Annotated in this window: 1 protein-coding gene; it reads right to left on the bottom strand. The window is 68.1% G+C overall.

The window, feature by feature from the left end; genetic code table 11:
* Positions 1-28 precede the first annotated feature (28 nt).
* Positions 29-1126, bottom strand: coding sequence for an IS30 family transposase (locus tag OM076_RS44480; protein ID WP_270046746.1), 1098 nt, complete (start codon positions 1124-1126; stop codon positions 29-31).
* Between the last annotated feature and the right edge of the window lie 120 nt (positions 1127-1246).

Here is a 1246-nt window from a genome sequence, read left to right as displayed (position 1 = left end):
GAACATTTGCGTCGGCGGGCTCAAGCGGTCAGCGCAACAGGACTTCCATTCTTTCAGCTGGGGTGGCCCACTCGAGGGTCTTGCGCGGTCGGCCGTTGAGCTCGGCAGCGATGTGATCAAGATCAAATTGATTGAACTTGGCCAAGTCAGTGGAGCGTGGGAGGTATTGCCGCAGCAGCCCGTTGGTGTTTTCGTTGCTGCCGCGTTGCCACGGCGAGTGCGGATCGCAGAAGTACACGCTGATCCCGGTTTGCTCGGTGAAGCGCTGGTGGGCGGCGAGCTCTGAGCCTTGGTCCCAGGTCAAGGACTTGATCAAGTGCGCGGGCAGGGCCGTGATGCGCTGCTCGAGCGCGGCGACGACCGCCGCGCTGGTGCGCGCAGTGCCGAGGTGCGCCAAGAGCACGTAGCGGGTCTGGCGCTCCACCAGCGTCGCGATCGCCGACTTGCCGCCGGCGCCGATGAGCAGGTCGCCTTCCCAATGCCCGGGGACGCGGCGCTCGTCGACCTCCGGGGGTCGCTCGGCGATCGGGACCATCCCGACGATCCGGCCGCGGCGCTCCGGGCGCCCACGGCTGCGACGAGCCGAGCGGCCAGAGCGCAGCTGCGCGGTCAGCTCGCGACGCAACTCGCCCCGGGATTGGACATACAAGGAGCGGTAGATCGTTTCGTGGCTGATGCGCATCGCCTCCTGGTCGGGATGATCGAGCTTCAAACGCGCGGCGATCTGCTGCGGCGACCACCGCAATCGCAGGCCGGCCTCAACCGCGGCCAACAACGACGGACACGCTGCGAGCTTGGTCGCCTTCGGACGCCGGGCGAGCTGCCCAGCGATCCGCTCAGCTTGCGACGGGCGATACCGCTGCCGACCCCCGCAGCGCGCGATCTCACGCCCGATCGTTGAGCGATGACGCCCCACGCGCCGCGCGATCGCACTATCGCTCTCGCCGCGACAGATCCCGGCAAAGATCTCCTCGCGCTTACCGAACGAGAGCCGCCACGGCGAATGATCGACCCGCCGGCGCGCCAACGCCGCCTCATTGACATGGCGCCACACCGTCGAAAACCCCACCCCGAACTCCGCCGCCACCTCACGCAACGTCGCCCCCGCCTGCACGCGCTCCGCCATCACCGCCCGCTCACCCGGCGTTATCCACCCCTCCGGCCCCGGCCTCCGACCCACCCCCAACCCCCGATCTCACGACACGAACACGATCGTGTTGCATCGACCGGATGAATCCACCGTCCT

This window comes from Solirubrobacter ginsenosidimutans (assembly GCF_027587205.1).
This window is presented reverse-complemented; position numbering and strand designations above follow the sequence as displayed.

Coding starts and splice junctions, on each gene's coding strand:
- OM076_RS44480 (WP_270046746.1), bottom strand. CDS start 1,126: ATGGCGGAGCGCGTGCAGGCGGGGGCGACGTTGCGTGAGGTGGCGGCG.